Genomic DNA, 26791 nt, shown 5'->3' on the forward strand with positions numbered 1-26791 from the left:
CCGGGCTTGGCAATGGTGGAGTGGGGGCAGGGACAGCCCCCGGGCGGGCGGAGGACGCCGAGAACCAGTGCCGATCAACGGGCGATCCTGATCGTCAGGCGGGCTCTGTGCCATCCAAACTCCGTCCAAGGGCCAGGTAAGGACCGGGGGCAGGCGCGCGGGATCAACCCGCGACAGGTGCGGTTCCCTCCAGCCCGCGAATGCTGTTGGACAGGGCGGCGATGCGGTCCAACTGCCCGGTGATGCGTTCCTGAAAAACACCGAGCTGCGCGATGATATCGGTCAATGCCTCGCCGGCGACAGGCAGGCGCGCGCTTTCGATCTTGCACATCACCCGGGTCGAGCTGAGTCCCAACACATGGCGGTGCATGATATCGCAGGCCTTCAGGATGCGGTCCGCCTCGTCATGCACATCGCGCAGGCCGCGGCGCGACTTTTCGGCGTATTCCTTGACCATCTTGGCAAGAATCTGCCGCTCCTTGTCGATGTCGACGCCGCCGAGGTCACGCCTTTCCTTGTTCAACTGCCCGTCGCAATCCTGCAGCACGCGCGCCATGCATTCCAGGAACAGCGAATGGGTCACGCTGCCCTTGATGGTGGCGAAGTTGCTGTCCTTGCCCAGCACGTGATGCGAGAACCAGTCGGACATCTCACGCGACATCGCGCCATAGTTCTGGGACAAGGTGGTCACCGGCCCGCCGGTCGGTTCCAGCCGTGAGGCGATCACACGCAGGTTGTGCGGGATCGTGCGCATGGCATCGAATTCGCGGATCAAACCTTCGGTCTGGGTGAACAGGTCTTTGGCATTGCCCAGCATCTGCATCAGTTCCTGCACGCGCGGATCCGGGCTGAGGCCGAGCCCCTGGTGGCGCGCGGTCAGTTCGGTGCTCAACGCATGGGTGGCGAATTGGTGATATTCCTCGAAGCCGATCTCCTGCAGGCGGACCAGCAGGCGGTTCGCGCTTTCCTCGGGGCTGAGCCCCTCGGCCTCTTCCGCCGCGCGCAGATCGGCGTATTCCCCCTGCATCTGATCAAAAAGCGGGCTGGAAGGTTTGAGGCGTGCCGACAGGAACCCGCCCCCCCACGGGACCATCACCGCATAGACCCAATAATACAGCCCATCCTTGGCGCGGTTCTTGACATAGGCGCCGACCGAGCGCCCCTTTTTCAACCTGTCCCACAACAGCCAGAACACGCCGCGCGGCATGTCCGGGTGGCGAATGATCTTGTGGGGGGCGCCCAGCATCTCTTCCCATTCGAACCCGGCGACGCGGTAGAAAATATAGTTGCCGGCCTTGATAACGCCGCGGTCATCGGTGCGGGAAAAGAAGGTTTCATCCAGGGTAAACGGTGCCTCGCCCGAGGTGGGGCGGTTCGGCAGGCGGCGGTCGACAAAAGACACGGGACTGTTCCAATCGCATTGAGATTTGTTGCCCCGAATCTCTAACGCATAAGGCTTTTCGGAAGGTTAACTTCCCCAAGGTAAAGCGCAGGCCCAAGACCTCTCATGTCGGCAGGGGGGCGTCCGGTTTCAGCTGGTCCATGACGATCTGGCTTTGCACCCGCGCAACCGCTGGATGGGGCAATAAAACCTGGTGGATGAGCTGGTTCAGCGCCGGCAGATCCTCGCAATAGACGCGCAGGAGATAATCGGCCTCGCCGGTCAGGGTCCAGGCCGAGATTACCTCGCGCCGCGCCTCAATGAGTTGGGCAAAGGCGCGGGCGGTTTCAGGCGCGTGGCTGGCCATCTGCACCTGAACGAAGCTTTGCACATGCAGCCCGACCCGGGTCGGGTCCAGCCGCGCCGCATAACCCAGGATATAGCCCTGGTCCTCAAGCCGCTGGCGCCGCCGCCCGGCCTGGGAGGCGGACAGGTTCAGCCGCTCGCCCAATTCCTGGGCGGTCAGGTGGGCGTCCTTCTGGAGCGCGTCCAGAAGCCGTGAGTCGGTATTGTCGAGCATGCGTGCCTCTCGCGTGTTTTGGGCATTCTATGCGGGATTGCCGCAAAACTCACGGGGTTTTGACGGGTAAACGCGCGGAATTCCCGCGTGGCCTGCGTCAAAATGACCCGAGAGACGCTTAACATGTTACAGGAGATACCCATGGGCCCCTTCCCGCATGATGCCCCGCGCGCCACGATCTCGGATGAAAACCCCGCCGGCACCGATGGGTTTGAGTTTGTCGAGTTTGCCCACCCGGAGCCGCAGGAGCTGCGTGACCTGTTCACCCGCATGGGCTTTGTCCATGCCGCCAACCACAAGACCCGGGCGGTGGAGCTGTGGCAGCAGGGCGATGTCTCCTACCTGATCAACATGGAGCCGGGCAGCCATGCCGCGGAATTCATCGCCGAACACGGCCCCTGCGCGCCCTCGATGGGCTGGCGGGTGGTGGACGCGCGGCACGCCTTCGACCACGCGGTCAAGATGGGTGCGGAACCCTATGAAGGCCCTGGCAAGGCGATGGATGTGCCCGCGATCTACGGCATCGGTGGCTCCCTGATCTATTTCATTGACCAGTATTACGACACCTGTGCCTATAACGAGGAATTCGATTGGGTCGACAAGGCGCACCCCAAGGGCGTGGGCTTCTATTACCTCGATCACCTGACCCACAATGTGTTCAAGGGCAACATGGATGTCTGGTTCAAGTTCTATGGTGATCTGTTCAACTTCACCGAAATCCGTTTCTTCGACATCCAGGGCAAGTACACCGGTCTGCTCAGCCGCGCGCTGACCTCGCCCTGCGGCAAGATCCGCATTCCGATCAACGAGGACCGGGGCGAGGAAGGCCAGATCGTCGCTTACCTCAAGAAATACAAGGGTGAGGGCATCCAGCATATCGCGGTGGGCACGGATGACATCTATGCCTCGGTCGATGCGATTGCGGAACGTGGGCTGAAGTTCATGCCGGGCCCGAATGAGGCTTATTACGACATGTCCTACGAGCGTGTCGCCGGGCATGATGAGCCCAAGGAGGCGATGATGAAACACGGCATCCTGATCGATGGCGAAGGCGTCGTCGGCGGGGGCGAGACGAAATGCCTGCTTCAGATCTTCTCGAAAACCGTGATCGGGCCGATCTTCTTCGAGTTCATCCAGCGCAAGGGGGATGACGGGTTCGGCGAAGGCAATTTCAAGGCGCTGTTCGAGTCGATCGAGCGTGAGCAGATCGAGAAGGGCGAGTTGTCGGCAGCCAAAGGCACCGCGGCGGAGTAAGCGCAGTCAAACGGTCTGCGCGGTGCCCGCGCAGGCTCGATCACTCACGGGGCTGCGCCCCGCTCGGGTGGGCGTCCGTGGAGAGCGGGCGCCCATTTGCTTTTGTCAGGTCTGGATGAACCGGGTTACTGGATCAGGATCGCGCCGCGCTGGTAGCTGCCCGCATCCTCGCTGCCATCATCGTAAAGCACGCGCACGGAGACGGCGTTCACGGACCCGAGCGGGAAGCTGAGGAAGGGCAGATGGTTCTCGGCCTTCTGTGCATTGGGCACCGCTTCGTCCATATAGCAGGGCTCGGAATCCAGGGCGGTTTCCGCCCCGCCGTTCACCGAATAGAAAATCCGATCCATGCCGCAGCGCCAGGCCAGGAGGTTGGTGAAATAGAGCAGGTCGCGCCCGTCATATTCGCGCACCGCAACCCAACGGTCCTTGGTCGCCGCGAGCATCGGCTTGACCTCGGCGGCCGAGGTGAATTGCTGCGCCATGGCGGGACCCGCGAGCAGGGCGGCGGCCATCAGGCCTGTCTTCCAGTTCATTCGAGTCCCTCCTTGGGGCAAATCGCATGCGCCGCATTCCCATGCGGCCCGTTCCGCCGTATAGTGGCAGAAAAAATCCGGGCAGGCAAAAGACGATGGCACGATCAGCGAAAAAGCGTCCTGAGTTCAACATCTTCATCGTGGCACAGGCCGGGCGCCTAGGCTACGAGGCCCTGTTGTTCGCGGCCTCACTTAAGCAGTCTGACCCGGGTTTCAAGGGCCGTCTGCTGGTCGGCGAACCCCGGCCGGGCCCGCGTTGGGAGCAGGATCCGCGCCTGCCGGACCATATTCGCAAGGCCCTGGAGGCACTGGGTGCGGAAATCGTGCCCTTCGAGACGCCGGTGTTCGGCGGGCCTTACCCCAACGGCAACAAGATCGAAGGGCTGCTGGCCCTGCCCGAAGGGGAGCCTTTCGTCTTCTTCGACACCGATACGTTGGTGACGGGGCCGCTGTCGGAGGTGGCGTTCGATTTCGACCGCCCTTCGGCCTCGATGAAACGCGAGAATACCTGGCCGACGATCGAGCTTTACGGGCCGGGCTATGGCGCGATCTGGAAATCGCTCTATGACAAGTTCGATCTGGCGTTCGAACCCACCCTGGACCTGTCCCAGCCTGACGAATACTGGCAGCGCTACATGTATTTCAACGCGGGCTGGTTCTTTGGCCCGTGCCCGCGGGAGTTCGGCCGACGGTTCCTGGACTATGCCCGGGCCATCGAGGATGACCGGCCCGAGGAGCTGGTCTGCCAGCAGCTCTACCCCTGGCTCGACCAGATCGCACTGCCGCTGGTGGTGGCCAGTTTCGGCGGCGGACGTCCGGGGCCGGAGCTGGCCGGGCTGGACGGCGACGTGACCTGCCACTGGCGTATCCTGCCCCTGATGTATGCCCGCGAAAGCGACCGGGTGATCGAGGTGTTGGAGGAAGTCGCGGCCCCCAACAAGATCAAGAAGGTGCTGAAGGAATACGAGCCGATGCTGCGCATGATCTACCAGGGGCGCGGGCAGAAGGTGCGCGCAATGTTCGACCGCGAGAACCTGCCCAGGCGCGAACAGCAGATCCGCAACCAGATCAAGCGTGAAGGGTTCTGGATGCGGTGAGAGATGCGCGGGTTTGCGCCCGAACGTCGGGCCCGCTGCGCGGACCCTCCTTTTCGATCACCGGGGGTGCCGCGCTGGCGCGCGGCGTCGCCACGCTCCACCTTCTTGCCTCCGGCGGGGATATTTCAGGCAAGATAAAGAGGCAGGCGTCGCGGGTGCAGGTGGTGTTTCAGGCCGCCATGACCGCGCCACAGAGGCGGTCGGCGTTGGAGACGACGAAATCGACAAGCTCCATCGGATCGGCGGATTTGATGCGGATCTGACCATCTTCGACCCCGACCAGTTCGACCAGCGACAGCTGATCGCCATCAACGAAGCCCATCTGCCAGTCGGGTAGCTGGCGCAAGACCAGGGCGCCTTCGGCCACGACGGTGAAGTTGCTGTGGCGTGGATCGGACTTGATGCGCGGCAGGATGGCCTCCAGCGCTTCCGCTTCGCCCTCCAGATACTGCACGAAGAAGTCCTCTTCCCGGTGCAGAAAACCGGTCACGCCGAGCCGGGCGTTGTTACGCTGGCACGCCTCCAGGATGTCGTTGTGAAAGCCGGGATCGGGGGGCAGCAGTGCGCGGCTGTGGTAGATCAGATAGGACAGGGGCATGAAATCCTCCAAAGTAAAATTGACGCCATCTTGCGCCAAGAAGGCCGATTATTCCTGAATACTGGTCTTCTGGGGGAGGGGCGCGAAGGGTGTTCTGCAAGTTGGCTGCAAATCGGAACGGAAATCCACCTTTTGCATATGGGGCGATCATCCTCCCGAACCGCGAAACCCCCGTTGAAGCCTGCGCATGAAGCCAATACGCTGCGCCGGAATGAATTCAGGGAGATGACCATGACCGATACCCCCCAGGGCTTTGATACGCTGCAAATTCACGCGGGCGCGGAGCCCGATCCGGCTACCGGTGCGCGGCAGGTGCCGATCTATCAGACCACCGCTTACGTTTTCAAAGACGCGGCCCATGCGGCGCGGCTCTTCAATCTGGAAGAGGTCGGTTACATCTACTCGCGCCTGACCAACCCCACGGTTGGTGCGCTGCAGAACCGGATCGCGGCGCTGGAAGGCGGGGCAGGGGCGGTCTGCTGCTCGTCCGGGCACGCGGCGCAGATCATGGCGCTGTTCCCGCTGATGGGGCCTGGGCTGAACATCGTGGCCTCGAACAAGCTTTACGGCGGTACGGTCACCCAGTTCACCCAGACCTTCAAGCGTTTCGGCTGGGAAGCCAAGCTTGTCGATTTCGACGATCCGGCCGCGGTCGAGGCCGCCATCGACGAGAACACCCGCGCGCTGTTCTGCGAGACGCTGGCGAACCCGGCGGGCGTGCCGACCGATATTCCGACCATCGCCGCCATCGGTGACAAGTCGGGCATTCCGCTGGTGGTCGACAACACCTCGGCCACGCCCTACCTGGTGCGCCCGATCGAACTCGGTGCGACCCTGGTCGTGCATTCGACCACCAAATACCTGACCGGCAACGGCACGGTGACCGGCGGCGCCATTGTCGACAGTGGCAAGTTCGACTGGATGCAGAACGACAAGTTCCCGTCGCTGTCCAAGCCTGAACCGGCCTATCACGGGCTCTGCTTCGGCGAGGCGCTGGGGCCGATGGCCTTTACCTTCCATTCGATCGCCATCGGGCTGCGTGACCTGGGCATGACGATGAACCCGCAGGCGGCGCATTACACGCTGATGGGGATCGAGACCCTGTCCCTGCGGATGGAGAAACATCTAGCCAACGCGCAGAAGGTCGCGGAGTGGCTGGAGGCGGATGATCGGATCGAGGCGGTCAACTACGCCGGTCTGGACAGCTCGCCTTACAAGGCGCTCGCGGACAAGATCAGCCCGAAAGGTGCGGGCGCACTGTTCACGGTTGCCGTCAAGGGCGGTTACGAGGCCTGCGTGAAACTGGTCGACAACCTGAAACTGTTCAGCCACGTCGCCAACCTGGGCGACGCGCGCTCGCTGATCATCCACTCAGCCTCGACCACGCACCGTCAGCTGTCGCCGGAGCAACAGGTGGCCGCCGGTGCCGCGCCCAATGTGGTGCGCCTGTCGATCGGCATCGAGGACGCGGCGGATATCATCGCCGATCTGGACCAGGCCCTGGCCGCCGCCACCGCCTGATCGGCATCACCTATGAGAAAGAAAACCCCGCCTCGGAGGAGGCGGGGTTTTCTATTGATTCAGTTTGTAAATTTCGTGCCGCAAAGCATTGGTATCAATTGGTAATTTTGAACTCCATTACCACTTCCGCGCGCAGCTCCAGCTCGCCCTGTGCAATCGGCACGCCACCCGCATCGCCCATCGCCATCTCGGCCCGCATCATCGGCATCGGGGTGGTCTGGGTCGAGGGCTCGCGGATCGCCATCACCGGGCCCAGGCGCAGCCCGGCGGCTTCGGCGTAGAGCGCGGCGCGGGCTATGGCGTCGGCCACGGCCAGTTTGCGCGCAGAGGCCTCAAGCGGCCCCGGTTCCTGAAGAGTGAATTGCAAGCCTCTGAATTCATTGGCACCGTCCGCCACGACCGCATCCAGGATCCCGCCCAGGGCGGACAGGTCGCGGGCGCGGATGGTCACTGTGTTCGAGGCTTCGAACCCGACCACCTTCGGCGGGACGTTGTGGTCATTCGAGCGGTCCCAGATCGGCGACAGGGACAGGCCGCTGGTCTGCATGTCCCGCGCGGCGATGCCCGCCTCGGAAAGCCGTGCCAGCACTGCCGCCGCGCCCGCATTGGTCGCCGTCAGCGCCTCCGCCGCCGTTGCCGCCTGATGGCGCACGCCCAGGGTCAGGACGGCCATATCGGGCGCCGCGCGGGCCACGCCCTCACCGGTTACCGTGATGCGACGGGCTGCATCCTCGGCCAAAGCCGCGCCTGCGCCGACAAGACAACTGGCCGCAAGTGCCAGCCCCATAATGATTTTTCTCATATCTGCCTCCATTCCTGTCCATAGGATGCGCTGTTTCCCGCCCTTGCCAAGCCCCGGCGGGACTGAACCCTTCCCATGGGCAAAAACCTGCTATAGTTTCAACGCGGTGGCGGCGGATGCGCCTCCGTAGGGGAATTTTGCAGGCAAGGCACTCTATGAAACCGAATTTTGCTCTGGACCTCAGCCACGAGGGCATCGGCCTGTTTCACCGCGCCAAGGGCGGTTGGACCCTGGTGGGCGACGTGGCGCTGGATGACCCGGAGCTGACCGGCAAGATCGAGATGCTGCGCAAGACCGCGGCCGACCTGTCGCCCGGGGGCTTTACCGCCAAGCTGATCATTCCGGAAAGCCAGATCCTGTTCACCACGCTCACCGCGCCGGGGCCTGACGACATCACCCGCGAGGTGCAGATCCGCGCCGGGCTCGAAGGGCTAACGCCCTATGAGGTGGGCGAACTGGTCTTCGACTGGCAGGCCGAGGGCGACGAGGTGCACGTGGCGGTGCTGGCGCGCGAGACCCTGGCCGAGGCCGAGGCCTTTGCAACCGAACACCGTATGAACCCGGTCAGCTACGTGGCGCGCGGCAAGCGCGGCACTTTCAAGGGTGAGGCTTTCTTTGGTCGCACCGGGGCTGCTTCGACCCTGCTGGGTCCCGCACAGCAGGTGGAGCGGGACAAGAAATCCGTGCCGCTGATGAAAGGCGCAGCCCCTGTGGCGGAGGCCCCTGCGCCCGCCCCGGAGCCCATATCCGAGCCCGCACCCGAAGAGGCGTTGCCCGAGGTAGCGTTGGACGAACCCGTGCGCCTGGAGGATCCGATCCTCGCCGAGGAACCGCCGACGGAAGAACCGCAGGTCGATCTGGCGCCCTTCCCGGACCTGCCGGGGGAGGTCTCGGACCCTGCGCCCGAAACTGCACCGGACCCGGTGCCCGAACCCATTGCCGCGCCGGAACCAGATCTTGCGCTCGACCCGTTCATGCAGGTCGAAGACCCCGCGCCTGCTCAGGAGCTGGAAGAGTTCGAGAACCGGCTGGCCGATGTCCCCGACCCAGAGCCGGAACCGGAGGCAGACGACGCGCTGCTCGCGCCCTTCCCGCCGCCCCCCGCCGAAGGGGATGACGAACCCGCCCTGCCGCCGATCACCCCGGTGATCCGCGATCTGCCTGAGGACGCGACCCCGGCCAAGGGCAAGAGGGCTTCGGGCAAGGGCAAGGCGAAAGCCAAGCGTGGCAAGCAAGCGAAGGCGGCGAAGGCCTCGGAAACATCTGCGGCGCCAACTGCCAAGGCCGCGATGGACGGGGATGCGGGCGAGCCCCCCGTCTCCGAAAACAAAGCATCGAAAGATACGCCCAAAGAGGCCGAGATCACATCGGTCCCGTCGACCGTACTCGCTGAGGCACCTGAGGAACCCGCACCGGCCTTCGCGTCGCGCCGGGGTAAGCCTGAGGGGGCTGCTCCGGCTGCGGCGGAGAAGGCGCCGGAGGTGTCGAAACCGGTTGAGACCGCCGCACAGGAGGTCGAGGCGAAACCTGCCAAGAAAGCCGAGGCGCCGACCGCGACGAAACCGACCGAAAAGGTGGACGTCTCGACCGACGAGAAAAGGACGGAAGTGCCGACCGATGAGAAACCGGTCGAGGAGAAATCCGCCGAGGCCCCATCGGCGAAACCCGCCAATGCGCGCCCGGCCCTGGGCGCCGTGGATCGCGGGGCCGTGCCCAAGGGCGCGCCGGGCCTGTCCGGTCTGAAGCGGGATGCCGCCGCACCGAAAGCACCGGAAGACAAGGGCGGCCATGCGGGCAAAGCGCCGAAACCTGCGCCCGATGTGCCGGTCACGGCGGATCGCCTGCCCGACGAGCCGCCCGCAAAACACGCCCGGACCAACGAGGTCAAGGAGCGCGGGGCGGCCATTGCGCGGGACGCTGGCAAATCCGGCCAGGCGCTGCTGTCTTCGGCGCGCAAGGGGCTGGGCAAGGGCATCGCGGGCATCACGGGCGCGGCAGGTCGCGCGGGCAAGGCCGCTGCCGCAGCCCGGGTGGAACGCAAATCCGCCAAGCCGGACGCAAAGCCAGACACGCGCCCGGCGGTGGCGTCGACCTCGGCGGCCAAGACCGATGAGACCGGCAAGCCTTCGGCGCTCGCAGCCTTCCTGGCGAGCCGGACGAAAGAGGACGCAGGCGTGGGCAACGAGGCGGCGACACAGCCCGTGACGCCTCCGCCCGCTGCGAAATCCGACACCGCAATTGCCCCGCCGCCCAAGCGCAGCGAGGCGGAGGCGATGACCGTCTTCGGCGCGCGTCAGACCGGTTCCGTGGGCGGCAAGCCGCGCCACCTGGGTCTGGCGCTGACCCTGCTTTTGCTGCTGGCCATGGCCGTGGCGGCGGTGTGGTCGATGTTCTCGTTTTCGGACGGGCCGCAGGCGCGGTTCGACCAGCCCGACACCGAGTTCAGCGCTGAGGTGGAGCCGGAACTTGCCCCGGAACCCGAGCCCGAACTGCCTGCCGAAGACGTCGCAGTTGCCCCGGAACCCGAACTGGCGCCGGAACCGGAGCCCACGCCTGAGGAACTGGCGGAACTGGCGCCGGAGGAACCGGCCGTAGATCCCGCCGCTGAGGCGGTCGTCGAGCCGGAGCCCGAGCTGCCGCTCGTGCCCGAGCTGTTGGACCGCGAAGCCGCTGAGGCGCGTTACGCGGCCACGGGCATCTGGGAGCGTGCGCCGGACGGGGCCGAGGCGCCGTTGGGCGGTCGGATCAGTGACATCTATATCGCCTCGATCGATCCGGAAATCCGGGGCCGCGACCCGGTCGCCCTGCCGCGTCTGGGCGAAGGGCAGCGCCAAGGCCGACCAGCTTTACCTGCCGCGCCCGCCCCGCCGGGCACGACCTTCGATTTCGACGAGCGCGGCTTGGTGCGTGCGACGCCCGACGGGGCGCTGTCGCCGGATGGCATCCTGGTATTCAGCGGCACGCCCGAGGTCACCACCGGTCGCCGTCCCGGCACGGCCGTGCCCGAGGTCACCGATGATGGCGCGCCGGAGCTTCCGCGCATCCGTCCGACCCGCCGCCCCGAAGGGCTGGTCGAAAACAACGAGCGCGCCACGCTTGGCGGGTTGTCGCGTGACGAGCTGTCGGCGATCCGCCCGACCCGCCGCCCGGCGGCCCTGGCCGCCGTCGCAGCCGCCACGCCGGACGCTGAAACCGTGGACGCCGCCGTGGAGGCGGCCATCGAAGGGCTGAGCGAAGAGGCCCTGGCGGGCGCGACCTCTTCCGCCGTGGCCAATTCCCCGCGGCCGGATCGCCGCCCGGCGGATTTCGACGAGATCGTTGCAAGGGCCGAGGACAATTCCGATGGGTCGGTCGCCGTGGCGACCACCGCTTCGGTCCAGCCGTCGATCCCGACCAGCGCTTCGGTGGCGGATCAGGCCACGATCGACGGTGCGCTGAACCTGCGCCGGATCAACCTGATCGGGGTCTACGGGGCCTCGAACGCACGCCGTGCGCTGGTGCGGCTGCCGTCCGGGCGGTTCATCAAGGTCAGCGTGGGGGATCGTCTGGATGGTGGTCGGGTCACCTCGATCTCGACCAACAAGCTGATCTATCAAAAGGGCGGGCGCAACCACACGCTGGAAGTGCCCAGCTGAGGTAAGCGTGCTTACCTGACCGTGCCGTACGTGCCGCCGAGGAAGGCGAGGGGAACCGCATCTTCGGTTGTCACGCGGGTCACGCGCCCCAGAACGATGGAGTGATCTCCGGCCAGGGTCACCGTTTCCGTCGCACATTCCAGCCGCGCCGCCGCGCCGTGGATCAGCGGCATCCCATGCGGGCCGGGGGTCCAGTCACACAGGTGAAACGGCTGCGCATCCCGCGCGAAGGCGTCCGACAGCGGGCGCTGATCGGCGGTCAGGATATGGATCGCGAAATGGCTGGCCTGCGCAAAGGTGTCGTGGCGTTCGGACACAACCGCCGGGCACCACAGCACCAGGGGCGGGTTCAGCGAAACGGACGTGAAGCTGTTCGCGGTCATGCCGATCGGCCCGGTCTGGGTGCCGGTGGTCACCACGGTCACGCCGGTGGCGAACTTGCCAAGGGCGGCGCGAAGCTCGATCGCGTGTTCCGGGCCGGGATTGAAGCTGTTCATGGTCGTCCTGTTGCGCGCGGATGCGTTGCGGTTCAGGCGCGCACACTACTGGCGCCGTGCGCGAAGGAAAAGAGCGAATTGGGTCCTTCTGTCGCAGTTCCGAGGGCGGCCGTTGTTCGGTGTGGTCCGGTGATCCGTGATCCAAAAACGGCATTTCATGTCGGGAAGCGACGCTGGGCATGAGAATCCGCCGTTATTCTGACCCGAAGGACTGTCATTCTGGAGGTGTGGGGCATGCAGACCCAGGCAAAGGTTGTTGTCATCGGTGGGGGTGTCGTCGGTTGTTCGGTGCTCTATCACCTGGCGCGGGGCGGCTGGACCGACGCGCTGTTGCTGGAGCGTTCGGAGCTGACCTCGGGCTCGACGTGGCATGCGGCGGGGGGCATGCATACGATCAATGGTGATCCCAACGTGGCCAAGCTACAGCAGTATACGATCGACCTTTACAAGGAGATCGAGGAGCTGTCGGGCCAAGCCACTGGCGTGCACCTGACCGGCGGCGTCATGCTGGCCGCTACGCAAGCGCGCATGGACTGGTTGAAGGGACTGGTCGCCAAGGGGCGGTATCTGGGCATTGAAGCCGATATCATTTCCCCCGAAGAAGCCTATGAGGCGATGCCCCTGCTGGACCCGTCGAAATTCGTCGGCGCCGTGCGCACCTATGTCGACGGCCACCTGGACCCGTCGGGCGTGACCTACGCCTACGCGAAAGCCGCGCGCAAGCTGGGGGCCAGCGTTGAGACCCACACCAAGGTCGAGGCGATCGCCCGCCACGCGGACGGCTGGAAGCTGACAACCAACAAGGGTGAGGTGATCTGTGAACATGTGGTCAACGCGGGCGGGCTCTGGGCACGTGAGGTCGGCCGCATGGTCGGGCTGGAACTGCCGGTGCTGGCGATGGAGCACATGTACCTGCTGACCGAGGACATGCCGGAAGTGGCCGAGATCAACGCAAAGACCGGCACCGAGGTTCTGCATGCGGTCGACTTCGATGGCGAGCTCTACCTGCGTCAGGAACGCGGTGGGATGCTGATGGGCACATACGAGAAAGCCTGCGTGCCCTGGTCGCCAAAACAGACGCCGTGGAACTTCGGGCACGAGCTGTTGCAGCCGGATATCGAACGTATCGCGCCCTCGCTGGAGGTCGGGTTCGAGCACTTCCCCGCCTTCCAGAACGCGGGGATCAAGCAGATCATCAACGGGCCCTTTACCTTCGCCCCGGACGGCAACCCGCTGGTCGGTCCGGTGAAGGGGCTGCCGGGGTATTGGTGTGCCCTGGGCGTGATGGCCGGGTTCAGTCAGGGTGGCGGCGTGGGGCTGGCGCTGGCCAACTGGATGATCGACGGCGATCCGGGGTTTGATGTCTTCGCGATGGATGTCTCACGCTTCGGGGACTATGCGACGCTGGCCTATACCAATGAAAAGGTGCAGGAAAACTACTCCCGCCGTTTTTCGATCCGCTATCCGAACGAAGAGCTGCCCGGCGCGCGTCCGCTGAAGACGACGCCGATCTATGATCTGCTGGCGGCCAGGGGGGCGCAGTTCGGGGCCGCCCATGGGCTGGAGGTGCCGCTGTGGTTCGCCCCCGAAGGCGTCGTGGACCAGTTCAGCTGGCGCCGGTCGACGGATTTCGACACGGTCGGGGCGGAGGCCCGCGCAGTGCGCGACAGCGTCGGGCTGATCGAGACCTCGGGCTTTGCCAAATACACGGTGACCGGGGCAGGGGCCGCGTCCTGGCTCGACCGGATGCTGGCCTGTCGCATCCCCGCCGAGGGGCGCATGACGCTTGCGCCGATGCTGAAAGAAGACGGGCGGGTGATCGGGGATTTCTCTCTGGCCAATCTGGGCAAGGGGGAGTTCTTCATCGCGGGTTCCGGCGTGGCCGAGGATTATCATATGCGCTGGTTCGACCAGCATATGCCGGCGGATGGGTCCGTGCATCTGCAGGCCCATGGGGCGAACATGGTTGGCCTGTCGGTCGCCGGGCCGAACGCGCGCAACCTGTTGGCCAAGCTGGTGGATCGCGATCTGGACAGTTTCCGCTTCATGGACATTGCCCGCATGGATGTCGGCATGGCGCCCTGCCTGGTGGGCCGGGTCAGCTATACCGGCGATCTGGGCTATGAGCTGTGGATGGAGCCCGCCTATCAGCGTTACGTCTACATGCAGCTGATGGAGGCAGGGGCCGAGTTCGACATCCGCCCGGTCGGCATGCGCGCGCTGAATGCGCTGCGGCTCGAGAAGAACTTCGGCTCCTGGGCGCGGGAATTCCGCCCAATCTACACCGCGGATGAATGCGGTCTGGACCGGTTTGTCGCGCTGAGCAAGGAGGCTGACTTCATCGGCAAGGCGGCGGCTGCCGAACATCGCGCGGAGGGCGGCAAGCTGCGGCTGGTGAGTTTCGTGGTGGAGGCCAAGGATGCCGACGTGATCGGGGACGAGCCGATCTGGAAGGACGGCGAGGTTGTCGGCTGGGTCACCTCGGGCGGCTATGCCCATGCCTCCGGCGTCTCGGTTGCGATGGGCTATGTCCCGCGCGAACGGGCAGGGGAGGAGACCGGCTGGCAGATCGAACTGCTGGGTGAGCTGTTGGAGGCCCGCCCTCAACGCGTGCCTCTGTTCGACCCGGACGGCGCACGCATGCGGGGGTGAAGCGCCTGGCTCGCGGGCGGGTCCCTCCCGCCCATCGTCAAGGCCTTCGGCCTCTCCTCTGGTTGGGCGTGGCCGCGCTGCGCGCTGCGAAAAAGACGCAACCCTTGGAGTGATATAGAGATCTTGGGGCTTACTCAGCTGGGGCAAAGCCCGAAATCAACTGCCTGAGTCCAATCGCCGCCCCCGCCAGGATGCCCAGGAAGGTGACCGGGGCCGACCAGGCGAGCAGCGAGAAAGCGGACAGGCCCTGGCCGATCGAACAACCCACCGCCAGCACCGCGCCCTGGCCCATGATCACCGCGCCCAGGATCTGGCGTTTCAGCTCGCGGGGGTCTTCGCAGGCCTCCCAGCGGAAGTGGCCCTTGACCAGCGAGCCCAGGAAGGCGCCCAGCAGCACGCCCGCCACCGAGCCTACGCCGAAGTTCAGATTGTTGCCCGAGGAGGTCATCAGGTAAATGATCGTATCGCCCAGCGGGGCGGAAAATGTGTGGCTTTCCACCGGGATGGCGGAAAAGCCGTTTTGCAGGATGTACCAGGTACCGGCCCAGCCGGTGATCACGGCGATGCCTGCCATGGCGGCCCAGAAGACCTCCTTGTGGGCCGCGCGCAGCTCGGCGGAGGTGAACATGGCAGCGAAGATCAGCGCGCCGATGGCTATGCCCAGACCGGCGACTGGAAGGCCGGTCCAGGATGAAATCCCGTGGGCGATGCCAGGCAGGGGGGCGTCGATCACGTCGAGCTCGGGGAAGATGGCCACGCGCAGGGGGGACAGGGGGCCGGAGATCGCGACATAAGCCGACAGGCCCATGACCAGCACGATGACGAAGGCACGCAGGTCGCCACCGCCCAGCCGGGCCAGTGCACCGTAGCCGCAGTTGCCCGACAGGGCCATGCCGTAGCCGAACAGCAGCCCGCCCAGAACCGAGGCAAGCGGGTTCCATTGCTGACGCAGATAGGCGGCCTCATCCGCGCCAAGCCAGCCCAGGCCGATCAGCGCAAACGAGCCCATGACCGCCACGCCAATGGCAATGCCCCACATGCGCATGCGCAGGGAGGATCCGGCATAGAGCATGTCCTCGATCGCGCCTAGGGTGCAGAAGAGGCCAAGCCGCGCGGCCAACCCCAGCAAAAGCCCCCCGAACAGCCCGACAAGGGCCGCGAGGCTGGCGTCACTGATCCAATCGAACATGTTTTCCCTCCCGCGCGCCCCAGAACGCCACCGGGAGCCGGGCCTATTCGGCCGCTTTCGCCTGTGGCGCGTCCTCTTCCTCGGCGCAGAACATCTCGTAGATGGTTTCGAGGATGCGTCGGGGGCGGTCGTCGGTCAAGGAGTAGTAGATGACCTTGCCATCGCGACGGGGCGTCACCAAACCTTCCAGTCGCAGGCGGGCCAGTTGTTGCGACACCGCGGCCTGGCGGGCGTGCAGGAGCTGTTCCAGCTCGGTCACCGATTTCTCGCCGGTAACGAGGTGGCACAGGATCATCAGGCGGCCTTCGTGAGAGATCGCCTTAAGCAGATTCGACGCGTCACAGGCGCTGGCCATCATCTTGTCCAGCTCCTCGGGTGCCATGTCCTCGCGGATCACCGGCAGTGCCATATCGTCGTCCTTTCAACTCGCATCACGATTTACCTCCCATACAGCAACGGAGGTGGGGCGCGCAACCGGACGCCGGGTCGCAGTTACCGGGGTGTGGCCCCCATGTGACCGTGCGGTGACCTCAGCCCTGAACCGGTTCGAACCCCAAGTGGTCGGCCAACAGCCCGCCCAGCAGACCCCAGAAGAAATCCTCGCCCGGATAGCCTTCGATCCGCGCCAGTTCCCGGCCATCTTCGACCAGCACGAAGGTCGGCGTGAACAGGACCGGTCGGGCGAAACTTATGCCGGTCACGTCGCTGCGGGTGTCCACGATCTCGACCTTGCGCAGCGGCGCGGTCTGGCCTTCCGGCGTCTTCGGGTAGATGTCGCCAAGTTCGGCCTCCCAGCGGGCACACCACATGCAGCCGGGTTCCTCGACCATGACAAGTTCGGCGGCCATGGCCGGTACTGTCGCCACGATCAGAGCCGCCGCAGCGGCGAGTTTGCGCAAGAATGCCATCCTGGCTCCAATTCCTTCATGCCGACCCGTTGACCGGCGGTGTCAAACAATAATAACTGAATATGTGCAATGATCAAGGACGGGCCATGTTCGACATCTCCCTTGCCGGGGCCGCCATGGCCGGGCTTCTGAGCTTCTTTACCCCGTGCATCCTGCCGATGGTGCCGTTCTACTTGAGCTATATGGCGGGGCTGTCCATGTCCGAACTGACCACGGAGGGCGAGATCGCCCCGGGGGCGCAGCGCCGCCTGGTGACGTCGGCAATCATGTTCGCCCTGGGCGTGACCACCATCTTCATGCTGATGGGCATGGGCGCGACCGCGCTGGGCCAAGCCTTTGCGCAGTGGAAACAGGTGCTGGCCTATGCAGGCGCCGGGCTGCTGTTTGTCTTCGGTCTGCATTTCCTGGGGGTGATCCGGATTGGCATCCTCTATCGCGAGGCGCGGATGGAAAGCTCGGCGGAACCCACCACGGTGATCGGCGCCTACCTGATGGGGCTTGCCTTCGGTTTCGGCTGGACACCCTGCGTGGGCCCGGCGCTGACTGCGATCCTGATGATGGCGGCGGGCATGGGCAGCCTGGCGCAGGGGGCGGGGCTGTTGGCGGTTTACGGCCTGGCGATGACCGCGCCCTTCGTTGTGGCCGCGCTGTTTGCCCGGCCCTTCCTGGGATGGATGGCGCGCAACCGGCGCCACCTGCCGAAGGTCGAGAAGGCGATGGGCGCGATGTTGATCCTGTTTGCGGTGCTGATTGCGACCGGGTCGGTCAACGTGATCTCGAACTGGCTGATCCAGGCCTTTCCGGGCTTCATGAACATGGGGTGACTTGACGGATTACACGCTGAGGAGGACAGCATGCGACAATTCGGAACATTGATTGGCGCGCTTTTGTTGGCGCTACCGGCCTTCGGGGCTGAACTGGGTGACGACGGGCTGCACAAGGCGGCCTGGATGCGCGACACGTTCAAGGACATGGGCGAGGACCTGGCCGAAGCCAGTGCCGAAGGCAAGCGCCTTCTGGTCATCTGGGAACAGCGCGGATGCATCTACTGCACGAAAATGCATGAAGAAATCTACCCGGTGGATCGGATCGACGCGCTGCTGCACGAGCATTTCTTCGTCGTGCAGATGAACCTGTTCGGTGATGTCGAGGTGACGGATTTCGACGGCGATGTGCGCTCGGAAAAGGACATGGCGATGAAATGGGGAATCATGTTTACCCCGACGCTGATGTTCTTCCCGGAAACGGTCGACGACGGTATGCATGGCGGGGACGCCGCAGTGGTCCAGATGCCCGGCGCCTTCGGGGTTGGCACCACTGGGGATCTGCTGACCTGGGTGGTCGAAAAGGGCTACCTGGGGGCGGAAAACTTCCAGAAATATCATGCCCGTAAGATCAGTGAGCGCCGTGCCGCCAGCGAGTGATGTTCGGCTGATATCGCAAGGATATTGCGCGGCTGCGCACGAATAATTCAAAAAATCGAATTCGTTGTTGCGAATATGTCGGGCCCTCGCTACGTTATGTCGCACAAGTTCATGGGAGGAAACATGAAGCCGACAAGGATTACACTTGCAGCCATCATGCTATGCGGGCTGGGAACCGCGCAGGCCGAAACGGTCGCGCCGACCGATGTCATCTGGACCGAGGATGGGAGCATCGAACAGTCGCTGACCGGTGTGCCGGGAAATGCCGAAGAGGGCGCCAAGGTCGTTTCGACCAAATCTCTGGGCAATTGCATCGCCTGCCACGAGATCACGGACCTGGCCGATGTGCCGTTCCATGGTGAGGTGGGGCCGCTGCTGGACGGGGCGGGTGACCGCTGGACCGAAGGCGAATTGCGCGGGCTTCTGGCCGACGCCAAGATGATCTTCGACGGCACGGTGATGCCGTCCTTCTACAAGACCGAGGGCTTCAACCGCCTGGGCAAGGCCTATACCGGCAAGGCCCATGAAGGCGATGTCGAACCCCTGCTGTCCGCCCAACAGATCGAAGATGTGGTCGCTTACCTGATGACGCTGAAATAAGCGCATCCGGCCTGCGACACCTGACTACTTTCAAGGAGAAACTGATGAAACTCACGCGACGTGATGCATTGGCGATCGGCCTGGGGGCCACCGCCGTTGCCATGCTGCCCCTGCGCGCCAGCGCTGCCGCCGACGAGGCCATCGCCGCCTTTACCGGTGGGGCCGAAGTGGGCGCGGGCGACATTACCCTGACCGCCCCTGAGATTGCCGAAAACGGCAACACCGTGCCGGTGTCGGTCGACGCGCCTGGTGCGGCCTCGATCATCGTTCTGGCCGCGGGCAACCCGACCCCGGGCGTGGCCCAGTTCAACTTCGGTGAAGCCTCGGGCAGCCAAGCTGCCTCGACCCGTATCCGTCTGGCCGGCACCCAGGACGTTGTCGCCATCGCCAAGATGGCCGATGGCAGCTTCATCCAGGCCTCGTCGACCGTGAAGGTCACCATCGGCGGCTGCGGCGGCTGAGTTCGGAGCAATCCCAGCGAAAGTGGAAACCGGTTTCGCGGTTCGGGATTGCGACCACTAAAGTTTAGGAGAACGGAAACATGGCATCTGGTGTCAAACCCCGCGTGAAAGTCCCGAAAACCGCCGCTGCCGGCGATACGGTGACCCTGAAAACCCTGATCAGCCACAAGATGGAAAGCGGCCAGCGCAAGGACGGCGACGGCAATGTGATCCCGCGTTCGATCATCAATCGCTTTACTTGTGAGTTCAACGGCAAGTCGGTCCTGGACGTGACCCTGGAACCTGCGATCTCGACCAACCCCTATTTCGAGTTCGAAGCCGTGGTCGATGCCTCGGGTGACTTCAAGTTCACCTGGTACGACGACGACGGCGATGTCTACGAGACGTCGAAATCGATCACCGTCAGCTGACGCAGACGGCAGGGAGGAGAAACGCATGAAAAGCCAAATGCACAAAAGCATTGCAGCCATCGCAACCGCCTCGATCCTCGGGGCGGGGGCAGCCTTCGCCGATGAAGAGGCCGAGCTGATCGTCAATGGCGAGATCGAAATGGTCACCCGGACCGCCGCGCCCGCGCACCTGTCGGATGCGCTGGACGAGGTGCTGTCGGGCTGGCGCTTCCGTTCGGACCTGACGCAGGAAATGCAGATGGACGATTTCGACAACCCGGGCATGATCTGGGTCGAAACCGCTGCCGAGCTCTGGGGTACGCCGGAAGGCACCGAGGGCAAATCCTGCATGGATTGCCACGGCGCACCAGAGGAAATGGCGGGCGTCAAGGCCGTCTATCCGAAGTGGAACGAAGGTGCCGGTGAGGTCTATACGCTGCAGATGCAGATGAACGAGTGCCGCACCGAACGCATGGGCGCCGAAGCCTGGAAGACCGACAAGGGCGACAGCATTCCGATGGAAGCGTTGCTGGCCTCGGTCTCGCGCGGGATGCCTGTCAATGTCGCCATCGACGGTCCCGGCCAGTCGACCTGGGAGCTGGGGCGTGAGCTCTACTATACCCGCACCGGTCAGCTGGACCTGTCTTGTGCCTCGTGCCACGAGGACAACTACGGCAACATGATCCGCGCTGACCACCTGTCGCAGGGTCAGATCAACGGCTTCCCGACCTACCGTCTGAAGAACACCAAGCTGAACGGCGTGCATTCGCGCTTCAAGGGCTGTGTTCGTGACACCCGTGCCCAGACCTACAGCCCCGGTTCGCCCGAATTCGTGGCGCTGGAAATGTATGTCGCCTCGCGCGGAAACGGCCTGTCGGTCGAGGGCCCCTCGGTCCGCAACTAAGCTTTGACCCCGCGTGCTTGACGGCGCGCGGGGTTTTCTCCTCCGAACGCATTCAATTATCCGCATGTGAGCGGACAAGAAGGACAAGACGCATGATCTCTCGTCGCGATTTCCTGCAGGTGGGCATGGCCGCCTCGGCCATGGTCGGCGCCTCGGGCTTCGGCAACTGGGCGCGCCTGGCCGCGCAGCAGAGCCTGACCCAGGACCAGCTGCTGGGCTTTGACACCTTTGGCAATGTCAGCCTGATCCACGTGACCGACATCCACGCCCAGCTGATGCCGATCTATTTCCGCGAGCCCGAGATCAACCTGGGCGTCGGTGACGCGCGGGGCCAGATGCCCCATGTGACCGGGGCCGACTTCCGCCGCGCCTATGGGATCGAGGATGGCTCCCCCTCGGCTTATGCGCTGACCTACAACGATTTTTCCGCGCTGGCCAAGGGCTACGGCAAGCTCGGCGGGCTGGACCGCGTGTCGACCGTGATCAATGCGATCCGCGCCGACCGGCCTGATGCGCTGCTGCTGGATGGCGGCGACACCTGGCACGGCTCCTACACCTGCTTCCAGACGGAAGGGCAGGACATGGTCAACGTGATGAACGCGCTGAAACCCGACGCGATGACCTTCCACTGGGAGTTCACCCTGGGCTCCGACCGTGTGAACGAGCTGGTCGAAAGCCTGCCTTATGCAGCACTTGGCCAGAACATCTTTGACGCTGAATGGGACGAGCCGGCTGAGCTGTTCAAACCCTACAAGTTCTTTGAACGCGGTGGGGTCAAGGTTGCCGTGATTGGCCAGGCCTTCCCCTACATGCCCATCGCCAACCCGCGCTGGATGTTCCCGGAATACAGCTTTGGCATTCGTGATGAGAACATGCAGGCCATGGTGGATGAGGTCCGCTCCATGGGGGCCGAATGCGTCGTGGTCCTGTCCCACAACGGTTTCGACGTCGACAAGAAGATGGCGGGCCGTGTGAAAGGCATTGACGTGATCCTGTCGGGCCACACCCATGACGCGCTGCCCGAACCGGTGCAGGTCGAGCAGACCTTCATCATCGCCTCGGGTTCGAACGGCAAGTTCGTATCTCGCGTTGATCTGGACATTCGCGACGGCAAGATGATGGGGATCAAGCACAAGCTCATTCCGATCTTCTCGGACGTGATTGCGCCGGACCCGGTGATCACCAAGGTGATCGAGGAACAACGCACGCCCTACGCGGATCAGCTGTCCGAGGTGATCGGCCGCACCGATACGCTGCTCTACCGCCGTGGCAACTTCAACGGGTCGTGGGACGACCTGATCTGCGACGCACTGATTTCCGAACGCGAGGCCGATATCGCCATGTCGCCTGGCGTGCGCTGGGGGCCGTCGATCCTGCCCGGTCAGGAGATCACCCGCGAGGACATCTGGAACGTGACCTCCATGTCCTATGGTGAGGCGTACCGGACTGAAATGACTGGGGAATTCATCCATACCATCCTGGAGGACGTGGGCGACAACCTGTTCAACGAAGATCCCTATTACCAGCAGGGCGGCGACATGGTGCGTATTGGTGGCATGGGCTACCGCATCGACATCACCAAGCCGCAGGGCGAACGCATCAGCGACATGACCCTTCTGAAGACCGGTGAAAAGATCGACCCGTCCAAGACCTATGTGGTCGCCGGCTGGGCCTCGGTCAACGAGGGCACCGAAGGGCCGCAGATCTGGGACGTGGTGGAAAATCACATTCGCAAACAGGGCACCATCCAACTGGATCCGAACAACTCGGTCCAGGTGGTCGGCGCCTGACCGAACGACGCATTGAGGAGATTTGACTGATGTCAGATGATTTCGAAGGGGCGAAGACCTCGCGCCGCAATTTCCTGACCGGCGCCGCAGCGGCAGGTGCCGCGATGGGTGCCGCCGGGGCCGCGCAGGCCGCAGGCGACCCGCTGATTACCGAAGTACAGGACTGGGCCGCCGGTCTGGGCGACGGTGTGGATGCCAGCCCCTACGGCCTGCCGATCGAATATGAAAGCGACGTGGTGCGCCGCAATGTGGAATGGCTGACCGCCGACACAATTTCCTCGATCAACTTCACCCCGATCCACGCGCTGGACGGGACCATTACCCCGCAGGGCTGTGCGTTTGAACGTCACCATTCGGGTGCGATCGAGCTGCGCAAGGAAGATTATCGTTTGATGATCAACGGCTTGGTCGACACGCCGCTGGTCTTTACCTACGAAGACCTGGAGCGTTTCCCGCGTGAACAGAAGACCTTCTTCCTGGAGTGTGCGGCCAACACCGGCATGGAATGGGCGGGCTCGCAGCTCAACGGCGCGCAGTACACCCACGGCATGATCCACAATATGGAATACATCGGTGTCTCCCTGCGCACCCTGCTGGAAGAGGCAGGCCTGAATGCGGCCGGTGATTTCGCCGACAAATGGGTCTATGTCGAAGGGGCTGATGCCTCGTCGAATGGCCGGTCGATCCCGCTGGAAAAGGCGCTGGACGACTGCATGATCGCCTTCAAGGCCAATGGTGAGGCCCTGCGCAAGGAACACGGTTATCCGGTGCGCCTGGTGGTGCCCGGCTGGGAAGGCAACATGTGGGTCAAATGGCTGCGCCGGATCGAGGTCATGGACGCCCCGGTGGAGAGCCGCGAAGAGACCTCGAAATACACCGACACGCTGGAAGACGGCACCTCGCGCAAATGGACCTGGGTGATGGATGCGAAATCCATCGTGACCTCGCCCAGCCCGCAGAAGCCGATCGCCCATGGCAAGGGCCCGCTGGTCATCACCGGCCTGGCGTGGTCGGGCCGCGGCGCGATCACCGCCGTTGACGTCTCGCTGGATGGCGGCGTCACCTGGCAGGAGGCCCGCCTGGCCGAGCCCGGCAAGCCGATGGCGCTGAGCCGTTTCTACCTGGATATCGACTGGCAGGGTGAAGAGATGTTCATCCAGTCCCGCGCCATGGACGAGACCGGCTATGTCCAGCCCACCAAGGCGCAGCTGCGCGAGGTGCGCGGGCTGAACTCGATCTACCACAACAACTGCATTCAGACCTGGCATGTGAACGCCAAAGGGGAGGCCAACAATGTCGAAGTTTCCTAAACTCGCGCTCGCAGCCGCCCTGGCCCTGACCGCCAGCCCCGTCTGGGCAGAAAAGCTGGGTCTGGGCCGTCCCGCCACGCCCGATGAAATCGCGGCCTGGGATCTGGACATTCTGCCCGATGGCACCGGCCTGCCGGATGGGCAGGGCGATGTCTGGACCGGGGAAGAGGTCTTTGCCGAACATTGCGCCGCCTGCCACGGCGACTTTGCCGAGGGCGTGGACAACTGGCCGAAACTCGCAGGCGGCGCCGACACGCTGGACCACGAGGACCCGCTGAAGACCGTGGGCAGCTACTGGCCGTATCTCTCGACCACCTTCGACTACGTACGCCGGTCGATGCCCTTCGGCAATGCGCAGTCCATGTCGAATGACGATACCTATGCGATCGTGGCCTATATCCTTTATTCGAACGATCTGGTTGACGATGATTTCGTCCTGTCGAAAGAGACGTTCCTGGATGTGGACATGCCCAATGCGGCGGGGTTCATCGTTGATGACCGTGATGCGACCGAACTGGGGTCCTTCAACACCCGATGCATGGCCGACTGCAAACCGGGCGCGGTTGAGGTCGTGACGACCGTGGTCTTCCCGGGCGACCCGAACTCGGGCACCGATGCGACCCCGATCAGCCAGGCGGTGATGGGCACCGCGGGCGGTGCGGCGATGGAAGAGGACGCCGAGCCGGTGACCGAAGCGGCTGCAGAGGCGCCCGTCGAAACGCCCGCTGAACCGGTGGCCGAGGCGATGGTGCTGGACGCCGCTCTGGTCGAGAAGGGCGCGAAGGTCTTCAAGAAATGCAAGGCCTGCCACAAGGTCGGTGACGGGGCCAAGAACGGCACCGGTCCGGTCTTGAACGGGATCTGGGGCCGCACCGCGGGCACGGTCGAAGGGTTCAAGTATTCGAACGTCATGATCGGGGCCGGGGCCGAAGGTCTGGTCTGGAACGAAGAGACCTTGGCCGGATACCTAGAAAATCCGCGCAAGTATCTGAAGGGCAACAAGATGTCCTTCGCGGGGCTTCGCAAGGAAGCGGATATCGCGGCGATCCTCGAATACCTGAAATCGGTATCGCAGTAACACCAAGGCCGGGTGGGGGAGACCCCTCCCGGCCTTTTCATCTCTGCCGCGCCCAGCGGCCCCGCAAGAAAATTGCGTCGAATGCACGGATCGAGATATGAATATTATTGCGGATAAAATGTCGCACCCCTACACTTTCCCCATGGGAAAGATTCGCGCGACAGTTGCGGTGGTTCTGATGGGAACCGCCATGTGTACCTCGGCCAGTGCAAATGAATTCGGCGACCCCGAACGGGGTCAAAAGGCGTTCGACGACTGCAAGTCCTGCCACTCGGTGGGCGAGGGGGCCAAGCATCGTGTCGGCCCGCATCTGAACGGCGTTTTCGGCCGTCGTGCGGGGGCCGAGGAGGATTTCAAATACTCCAACGGTCTGGCCCGCATGGGGCGCAAGGGGTTGGTCTGGGATTTCGACCTGCTGGACCGCTATATCGAGAACCCCAAGGCCTTCGCCTCGGACACGCGCATGGCCTATCGCGGCATGAAGGACGAACAGGAACGCGCCGACCTTCTGGCCTTCCTGCGCCAATACTCGGACAACCCGGGCGACATCCCCGAGGCGCCGCCCACCATTACCGGCACCGACCATTCCGTCGCGCCGGAGATCCTGGCGATCCAGGGCGACCCGGAATATGGCGAATACCTGAGCTCGGAATGCACCAGCTGCCACCAGATCAGCGGCGACAATGACGGCATCCCCGGCATTATTGGCTGGCCCGCCGAGGATTTCGTCATCGCCATGCATGCCTACAAGGATAAATTCCGCCCGCATCCCGTCATGCAGATGATGGCCGGGCGTCTTTCAAACGAAGAGATCGCGGCCCTGGCCGCTTATTTCGAGGCCGTGGAATAACCAAGCGTAACACGGCCCGCAGGCCCAACACGGGAGGATTTGGGACATGAAACTGAACAGACGCGGATTTCTGGGCGCCACGGCGGGCGCGGCAGCAGCAGCCAGCCTGTCGGCGCCGATGGCACAGGCCTCGGGCATGGGCAAACCCCGTGTGGTGGTGATCGGCGGTGGGGCAGGCGGGGCGACCTGCGCGCGCTATATCGCCAAGGATTCGAAGGGCGAGATCGACGTCACCCTGATCGAGCCCACCCGCACCTATTACACCTGTTTCTTCTCTAACCTCTACATGGCGGGCTTCCGCGAGCTGGGGTCGATCGCGCATAGCTACGGCAAGCTTGCATCCGAGTACGGCATCAACGTGGTGCATGACTGGGCGGTGAACATCGACCGCGAGGCGAAGACCGTGAGCCTCGCCGGTGGCGCGACGCTGAACTACGACCGCCTGGTCCTGTCGCCCGGCATCGACTTCGTCGACGGCGCCGTGCCCGGCTGGGACGTGACCAAGCAGAACATGATGCCGCATGCCTACAAGGCGGGTTCGCAATCGGAGCTGCTGAAAGCCCAGGTCGAAGCCATGCCCGAAGGTGGCACCTTCGCCATGGTCGCGCCGCCGAACCCGTTTCGCTGTCCGCCGGGGCCGTACGAACGTATCTCGATGATCGCGCATATCCTGAAGAACAAGAACCCGACCGCGAAGATCCTGATCGCGGATCCGAAGCCGAAGTTCTCGAAACAGGCGCTGTTCCAGGACGGCTGGAGCCGCCATTACGACGGCATGATCGAATGGGTCGGCCCGGATTTCGGCGGAAACAATGTCGAGGTGAACGCCGATGAAATGACCGTGTCGATCGACGGCGAGGTGACCAAGGTCGACGCCTGCAACGTGATCCCGGCGATGAAGGCGGGCCGCATCTGCGACATGGCGGGCATTACCGAAGGCAACTGGGCCCCGGTCATCCCCCACACGATGCAGTCCCGCGTGGACGAGAACATCCACGTGCTGGGCGACGCTGCCAACCAGGGCGACATGCCGAAATCGGGCTTTGCGGCCAACAGCCAGGCCAAGGTCGCGGCGATGGCCGTGCGCTCGGCCCTGACCGGGTCCAAACTGTTCCCGGCCAAGTTCACCAACACCTGCTGGTCGCTGATTGACGAGGGTGACGGGGTCAAGGTCGGCGCCTCCTACGAGGCCACGGACGAGAAGATCGCCAAGGTTGACGGCTTCATCAGCCAGGTCGGCGAGGATGCGGAGCTGCGCCAGGCCACGTTCGAGGAGAGCGTTGGCTGGTACCAGGGCATCACCTCGGACATGTTCGGCTGAACCCGCAAATCGGC

25 protein-coding genes are annotated in these 26791 nt (G+C 64.0%); 16 read left to right on the forward strand and 9 right to left on the reverse strand.

The genetic code is table 11. From position 1 onward, the window contains the following. Nucleotides 1–163: 163 nt before the first annotated feature. Both ACO07D_RS14290 and ACO07D_RS14295 read right to left on the reverse strand, forming a co-directional pair. Nucleotides 164–1402 carry a PAS domain-containing protein gene (locus tag ACO07D_RS14290; RefSeq protein WP_421703617.1) on the reverse strand — a complete coding sequence of 413 codons (1239 nt, stop codon included), beginning with the start codon at nt 1400–1402 and terminating at the stop codon, nt 164–166. A 103-nt stretch (nt 1403–1505) separates the two neighbouring features. Next, nucleotides 1506–1961 (reverse strand): Lrp/AsnC family transcriptional regulator, encoded by a 456-nt coding sequence (locus ACO07D_RS14295; protein WP_421703618.1) that lies wholly within the window; start codon nt 1959–1961, stop codon nt 1506–1508. Between the two features lie 141 nt (nt 1962–2102). Between ACO07D_RS14295 and hppD the strand changes: the two genes are divergently transcribed. Then, on the forward strand, nt 2103–3215 hold the full coding sequence (gene hppD, locus ACO07D_RS14300) for a 4-hydroxyphenylpyruvate dioxygenase (RefSeq protein WP_421703619.1): 1113 nt from the start codon (nt 2103–2105) through the stop codon (nt 3213–3215). 125 nt (nt 3216–3340) lie between these two features. Here hppD and ACO07D_RS14305 read toward each other — a convergent pair whose 3' ends face one another. After that, nucleotides 3341–3751, reverse strand: coding sequence for a hypothetical protein (locus ACO07D_RS14305; protein ID WP_421703620.1), 411 nt, complete (start codon nt 3749–3751; stop codon nt 3341–3343). Nucleotides 3752–3846: 95 nt separating this feature from the next. Here ACO07D_RS14305 and ACO07D_RS14310 point away from each other — a divergent pair, with 95 nt between their 5' ends. After that, a complete protein-coding gene (locus tag ACO07D_RS14310; protein WP_421703621.1) occupies nt 3847–4848 on the forward strand; it encodes a hypothetical protein in 1002 nt (333 codons plus the stop codon). A gap of 169 nt (nt 4849–5017) precedes the next feature. On the opposite strand, the gene ACO07D_RS14315 is transcribed toward ACO07D_RS14310, so the two are convergent. Next, nucleotides 5018–5446: a BLUF domain-containing protein gene (locus ACO07D_RS14315; protein ID WP_421703622.1), complete on the reverse strand. Its 429-nt coding sequence runs from the start codon at nt 5444–5446 to the stop codon at nt 5018–5020. 231 nt (nt 5447–5677) lie between these two features. On the opposite strand from ACO07D_RS14315, the gene ACO07D_RS14320 reads away from it, so the two are divergent. Then, complete coding sequence (locus tag ACO07D_RS14320; protein ID WP_421703623.1) at nt 5678–6967, forward strand: O-acetylhomoserine aminocarboxypropyltransferase/cysteine synthase family protein; 1290 nt, start codon at nt 5678–5680, stop codon at nt 6965–6967. Nucleotides 6968–7061: 94 nt separating this feature from the next. Here the strand turns inward: ACO07D_RS14320 and ACO07D_RS14325 are convergent, their stop codons facing one another. Next, nucleotides 7062–7769, reverse strand: a complete 708-nt coding sequence (locus ACO07D_RS14325; protein WP_421703624.1) for an SIMPL domain-containing protein — start codon at nt 7767–7769, stop codon at nt 7062–7064. Between the two features lie 155 nt (nt 7770–7924). Between ACO07D_RS14325 and ACO07D_RS14330 the strand changes: the two genes are divergently transcribed. After that, a complete protein-coding gene (locus tag ACO07D_RS14330; RefSeq protein WP_421703625.1) occupies nt 7925–11404 on the forward strand; it encodes a hypothetical protein in 3480 nt (1159 codons plus the stop codon). 11 nt (nt 11405–11415) lie between these two features. On the opposite strand, the gene ACO07D_RS14335 is transcribed toward ACO07D_RS14330, so the two are convergent. Beyond that, nucleotides 11416–11901 (reverse strand): flavin reductase family protein, encoded by a 486-nt coding sequence (locus tag ACO07D_RS14335; protein ID WP_421703626.1) that lies wholly within the window; start codon nt 11899–11901, stop codon nt 11416–11418. Between the two features lie 234 nt (nt 11902–12135). On the opposite strand from ACO07D_RS14335, the gene ACO07D_RS14340 reads away from it, so the two are divergent. Further along, the gene (locus ACO07D_RS14340) at nt 12136–14553 is read left to right on the forward strand and encodes a GcvT family protein (RefSeq protein ID WP_421703627.1); all 2418 of its coding nucleotides are present in this window, start codon (nt 12136–12138) and stop codon (nt 14551–14553) included. Between the two features lie 130 nt (nt 14554–14683). Here ACO07D_RS14340 and ACO07D_RS14345 read toward each other — a convergent pair whose 3' ends face one another. The 3 genes from ACO07D_RS14345 to ACO07D_RS14355 form a co-directional block, all read right to left on the reverse strand. After that, on the reverse strand, nt 14684–15742 hold the full coding sequence (locus tag ACO07D_RS14345; protein WP_421703628.1) for a YeeE/YedE family protein: 1059 nt from the start codon (nt 15740–15742) through the stop codon (nt 14684–14686). 43 nt (nt 15743–15785) lie between these two features. Then, complete coding sequence (locus ACO07D_RS14350) at nt 15786–16151, reverse strand: ArsR/SmtB family transcription factor (RefSeq protein ID WP_421703629.1); 366 nt, start codon at nt 16149–16151, stop codon at nt 15786–15788. A 121-nt stretch (nt 16152–16272) separates the two neighbouring features. Then, a complete protein-coding gene (locus tag ACO07D_RS14355; protein ID WP_421703630.1) occupies nt 16273–16650 on the reverse strand; it encodes a thioredoxin family protein in 378 nt (125 codons plus the stop codon). Nucleotides 16651–16736: 86 nt separating this feature from the next. On the opposite strand from ACO07D_RS14355, the gene ACO07D_RS14360 reads away from it, so the two are divergent. The 11 genes from ACO07D_RS14360 (at nt 16737) to ACO07D_RS14410 (ending at nt 26777) form a co-directional block, all read left to right on the forward strand. Continuing rightward, complete coding sequence (locus ACO07D_RS14360; protein WP_421703631.1) at nt 16737–17474, forward strand: cytochrome c biogenesis CcdA family protein; 738 nt, start codon at nt 16737–16739, stop codon at nt 17472–17474. A 30-nt stretch (nt 17475–17504) separates the two neighbouring features. Then, complete coding sequence (locus ACO07D_RS14365; protein WP_421703632.1) at nt 17505–18074, forward strand: thioredoxin family protein; 570 nt, start codon at nt 17505–17507, stop codon at nt 18072–18074. A 123-nt stretch (nt 18075–18197) separates the two neighbouring features. Then, the gene (gene soxX / locus ACO07D_RS14370) at nt 18198–18674 is read left to right on the forward strand and encodes a sulfur oxidation c-type cytochrome SoxX (protein ID WP_421703633.1); all 477 of its coding nucleotides are present in this window, start codon (nt 18198–18200) and stop codon (nt 18672–18674) included. A 44-nt stretch (nt 18675–18718) separates the two neighbouring features. Then, on the forward strand, nt 18719–19135 hold the full coding sequence (gene soxY, locus ACO07D_RS14375) for a thiosulfate oxidation carrier protein SoxY (protein ID WP_421703634.1): 417 nt from the start codon (nt 18719–18721) through the stop codon (nt 19133–19135). A gap of 80 nt (nt 19136–19215) precedes the next feature. After that, a complete protein-coding gene (gene soxZ / locus ACO07D_RS14380) occupies nt 19216–19545 on the forward strand; it encodes a thiosulfate oxidation carrier complex protein SoxZ (RefSeq protein ID WP_421703635.1) in 330 nt (109 codons plus the stop codon). Between the two features lie 25 nt (nt 19546–19570). Then, nucleotides 19571–20428: a sulfur oxidation c-type cytochrome SoxA gene (soxA, locus tag ACO07D_RS14385; RefSeq protein WP_421703636.1), complete on the forward strand. Its 858-nt coding sequence runs from the start codon at nt 19571–19573 to the stop codon at nt 20426–20428. Nucleotides 20429–20520: 92 nt separating this feature from the next. Next, nucleotides 20521–22218, forward strand: coding sequence for a thiosulfohydrolase SoxB (gene soxB / locus ACO07D_RS14390; RefSeq protein ID WP_421703637.1), 1698 nt, complete (start codon nt 20521–20523; stop codon nt 22216–22218). A gap of 29 nt (nt 22219–22247) precedes the next feature. Next, the gene (gene soxC, locus ACO07D_RS14395) at nt 22248–23528 is read left to right on the forward strand and encodes a sulfite dehydrogenase (RefSeq protein ID WP_421703638.1); all 1281 of its coding nucleotides are present in this window, start codon (nt 22248–22250) and stop codon (nt 23526–23528) included. After that, complete coding sequence (locus ACO07D_RS14400; RefSeq protein WP_421703639.1) at nt 23512–24606, forward strand: c-type cytochrome; 1095 nt, start codon at nt 23512–23514, stop codon at nt 24604–24606. The genes soxC and ACO07D_RS14400 overlap by 17 nt, the downstream gene beginning before the upstream one ends. A 142-nt stretch (nt 24607–24748) precedes the next feature. Next, a complete protein-coding gene (locus ACO07D_RS14405; RefSeq protein WP_421703640.1) occupies nt 24749–25456 on the forward strand; it encodes a c-type cytochrome in 708 nt (235 codons plus the stop codon). 46 nt (nt 25457–25502) lie between these two features. Continuing rightward, entirely contained in the window at nt 25503–26777 is a 1275-nt protein-coding gene (locus ACO07D_RS14410) for an FCSD flavin-binding domain-containing protein (protein ID WP_421703641.1), read from the forward strand. Nucleotides 26778–26791: the final 14 nt, after the last annotated feature.

This window comes from Aliiroseovarius sp. (assembly GCF_965228805.1).
In the GTDB taxonomy this organism is placed as follows: domain Bacteria; phylum Pseudomonadota; class Alphaproteobacteria; order Rhodobacterales; family Rhodobacteraceae; genus JASBTN01.